Source organism: Candidatus Angelobacter sp. (assembly GCA_035607015.1).
Classification (GTDB): domain Bacteria; phylum Verrucomicrobiota; class Verrucomicrobiia; order Limisphaerales; family AV2; genus AV2.
This window is the reverse complement of sequence record DATNDF010000004.1, coordinates 1-3,549: the sequence shown is the minus strand read 5'-3', so window position 1 is coordinate 3,549 and position 3,549 is coordinate 1. Positions and strand designations below refer to the sequence as shown.

The window sequence follows — 3,549 nt, the reverse complement described above, 5'->3', positions numbered from 1 at the left end:
GCCCGCGTGTCGGCGGACACGAATCGTCTGACCGCCATTGTTTCTGTCCTTGGGTCACTGAATGCCGACGTGATCCTGTTGCAGGACGTACCGGACCGCCGGACCTGCGAACAGATCGCAGAGCTGCTGGGACCGTCGCGCTATCAAGTTGCCACCTGCTCGACTTTCGCAGACGGCAAGGGCCACAGCGTTCCGCAGGTCGCCATTCTCACGCGGAAACACGTGGTCAGCGCCTGGACCGAACCATGGGCGCCGGAGGGGTTGATCGCGCCGCCGGGTGGGATGGCGTTCGCCGCCATCCGCCACGGGGCCGGCGCGGTGGCGGTTTACTCAGTTCAGTTGAAGAACAACGCGACCGTCGGCGATTTCGACCGGGACACGCAAATCAATATTCTCAAGCGCGAGCTTGCCGCGGCGCAACTCGTGCGCCACGCCGCCGCGGTCGTGGCGCGCATGACCAACCAGCCGGCGACGGTGATCATCGGAGGGAGCTTCAACACCAGCCCGGATGAACCGCAATTCGTCAGCGAAAACACGCTCCGGCTGCTGGATGAAGCCGGCTTCAAGAGCGCGTTCGCGGGCGCGCCGTTGAAAAACCGGGTTACCCACCGCGGCGGTGAAAGGTACCCCGACGCGACGTTTGATTACGTTTTTGCGCGCAGCGCGAGCTTCACCGGCGTTCCGACAATCACCGCTTCGGACTTATCGGGCCACCTCCCCGTGACCTGTGATCTCGAGTTCAATTCACCGGCCTCCGCGCCGACTGCTCCGCCGGCAGTGATCCCGCCGGCACAGTGGCCGTTGGTCGGGCTGGCGCTTGGCGCACTGGCGTTTGCTTTCGTCCTGTGGTGGTTCACGGGGCGAAAGCGGTTTTACTCTCCTGCTCGGGCCTCCAACCCGGGCGTGAAAGGCTCGCTTCGATTGACGGACGAGACGGGGTTTCCCGAAGACGACGCTCGCCCCGCCCTTCCAGTGCCCGCCCCAAACTCCGCAACGGGACTGACGAATTCGCGGATTCAATCTCTGGAACAGCGGGCGCTGGCCGCCGAACAACGGGCTGCGCGCGCGCAAGCCGTGGTGCGAAACGGCCTGGTCCCGTACCTGGCGCGGCTGATGAAGGACAAGTTATTCCGAGGCATGGCCTCGCAGCGCGCGCATCTGCTCAAAGTGCAGCATGCCGGAGCCGCGCAGGTGGCGGAGCTCGAGCAGCGGCTGGCAAAAATCCAGATGCAGTTGCAGAATCGTGTCGCCGCGTACGAACGGCGCATCGCTGAACTGGAAAAAGAGGTGTCGGCCAAGGAACAGGCGAACCGGGAATTGCTCAACGCCAAGATGCAACTGATGAAACAGGCACTCGAAGCCGCCCGGATGCACGAAAAAGAGGTCGTGCAGTCATGAAGCGGGCGTTTGTTGCCCGGTCTGCAACGCCAGCTCATAGCACTTGAGGGCATCTTCGTACCGTTGCAGGCGGTTGAACACGCCGCCCTTGTAGAGGTAAGCGGTGGTTAGCGAACCGTCCGCTTCAATGGCGCGATCATAGCACTCCAGCGCTTCCTCCGTCCGCCGCAATTTCTCCAGGACATTCCCCTTTTTGACGAACGCCTCGGCGTGGCCCGGGTCCAACGCGATGGCCTCGTCGAAACAGGCAAGCGCCTCCGCCGTCTTGTCGAGGCTCACCAATACCTCGCCTTTGGCCAGCAGCAGCGCGGCGCGCGATGCGCGGCCCGAACCCAACGTCGCCTCCGGTAAAATGACGACTTCTTCCGCGGACGGCAACGCTTTGCCGCCTGAGACCGTTTCGGGCTCACTCGTGTGTTTGGTGGTTTCGGGCTTCGGCTCCCCATTGGCGTGATTGGCCGCGACGGCGGGAGCGGTGTGCGCGGTATGCTCCAGCTCGTGCAGACGCTTCTCCAGTTGTTCAACCGCGCCGAGGAAACGCGCACCGGCCAGTTCGGCCGGATTGCCGGGGGAGAGATGCGCGTCGCCCGCCGTCAACGCGCCGGGCGGGTGGCCCGGCCCCAGCGAGTGAGCGAACGGGACGCTCAGGGTGGTCTCCGTCAGCCGGTTCGTTGCGCGCATCAGAAAAAACGCGAGGCAGAACATTCCGAGCAGGCCGGCTCCGGCGAGGACGCCGGAGACCATCAGCGCCGTGCGATTGGAGCTCTGCATGACCTCCAGCTCGCGTTGGTGCTGCGCCTCCAGCGACTGTCGAAACTCGGCCAGCCGTTGCGCGAGCATCTCCGTGTTTCGCCTGGCCGATGACTCCGCCTCACGCCGCGCCTGTTCAATCGCCTGCTGGGCCACGTCCTGTTGCTCCTGAAAGCCGGGAAAAACCGCGGGCGAGGGTTGCGTGCCGGTGACGTTGGTGGCGCCCGGCAGGGAGGCATCCGCGGAACGAACAAACCCCGCGCTCAAAAAGATTCCCGTACAGACGGACAAGCCCGCCATTAAAGGTCCGACACGCGCGCACGATGCCATGGGTAGAAGTTGCGAAATGCACCGTAGAAAATCGCAGTGGAGAAGCAAGGCGAAAATCGGGCTTTGTCCAAAGCAACGTGAAAGCCGGCGCGAACTCCCGGGCTCACGAACTGGCGCTCGTGTAATGCCGGACGGAAAGCCGCCAGACGACTTCGGAAAGCCACAGGCAAACCGCGGCCATTCCCAATAACAACACCATTTCCAGAGGTGAACCGAGCTTTTGCACGAGCAGTTTCACCGGCACGTTCGCCACCAGCAGCATGGGCACCGCGAACGTGAACACGGCCCTGAACCAGCCGCGGAACGCCTCGTCCGGCAGGCGCGCGATGTTGAACAGGTTGTAGTAACCCCACACGATGCCCTGGGCGCGCACGGTCCAGAAACTCGTGCTCGCGAGCAGGAACATGAGCGAGTAATGGATCAATATGCCCGCCATCGCGAGCAGTAGAAAGCCCGCCATCTGCGCCAGGCTCGGCGAGAGGTGCAATTGTTTGCCCGCGTAAAACATCACCGCGAGGGCGGACGCGGCATTGACAAACGCGCCCAGGTCCACCTGCCGGAGCGACACGATGAATCGCGTGTTGACCGGCAGCAGGAGCAGGAAATCCAGCTTGCCGGTGCGGATGAGCTCGGAAAGGTTCGTGCAGTTCACCAGAAAGAACGCGTGAAAGGCCTGCTGGATGAAGTAACTCCCGCCCAGCAGCATCACCACCTGCCATTTTGTCCACGTGCCGATGTGATCGGTGTGCGAATAGATGACGAACATGAAGGAAAGCTGAAGTGCGAACCAGAGCGATTCAACCAGGATCCAGAGCAGAAAGTTGGCCTTGAAACTCATCTCGCGCGTGACGGAATTCTTCCACAGCGCGAAGTAAATGCCCAGGTACCGGCGGAAGCCCGGCTGCGCGGCGCCCGGCGGGAGTGGTTCGGTTCGGTTCATACCCGGTGCTCCTCATCCTCCGACCGCGGCGTATTTGCGGATGCCGCGGCTCCAGATGAATCGGGCCGCGCCATACGCCGCGAGAACCCAAAACGTCTGGATGCACAGGCCCTTCGCCAGCGCCGCTCCGG

Annotated in this window: 3 protein-coding genes; 1 reads left to right on the top strand and 2 read right to left on the bottom strand. The window is 63.1% G+C overall.

The genetic code is table 11. The annotated features are described in order from the left end of the window. On the top strand, positions 1-1,398 hold a 1,398-nt coding region (locus tag VN887_00135; protein HXT38406.1), incomplete at its 5' end, for an endonuclease/exonuclease/phosphatase family protein. Here the strand turns inward: VN887_00135 and VN887_00130 are convergent. Together VN887_00130 and VN887_00125 are read right to left on the bottom strand one after the other, a co-directional pair. Further along, entirely contained in the window at positions 1,393-2,415 is a 1,023-nt protein-coding gene (locus VN887_00130) for a tetratricopeptide repeat protein (GenBank protein ID HXT38405.1), read from the bottom strand. The two genes, VN887_00135 and VN887_00130, sit on opposite strands and share 6 nt — an antisense overlap. Before the next feature lie 166 nt (positions 2,416-2,581). Further along, positions 2,582-3,418: an ABC-2 family transporter protein gene (locus tag VN887_00125; protein ID HXT38404.1), complete on the bottom strand. Its 837-nt coding sequence runs from the start codon at positions 3,416-3,418 to the stop codon at positions 2,582-2,584. Between the last annotated feature and the right edge of the window lie 131 nt (positions 3,419-3,549).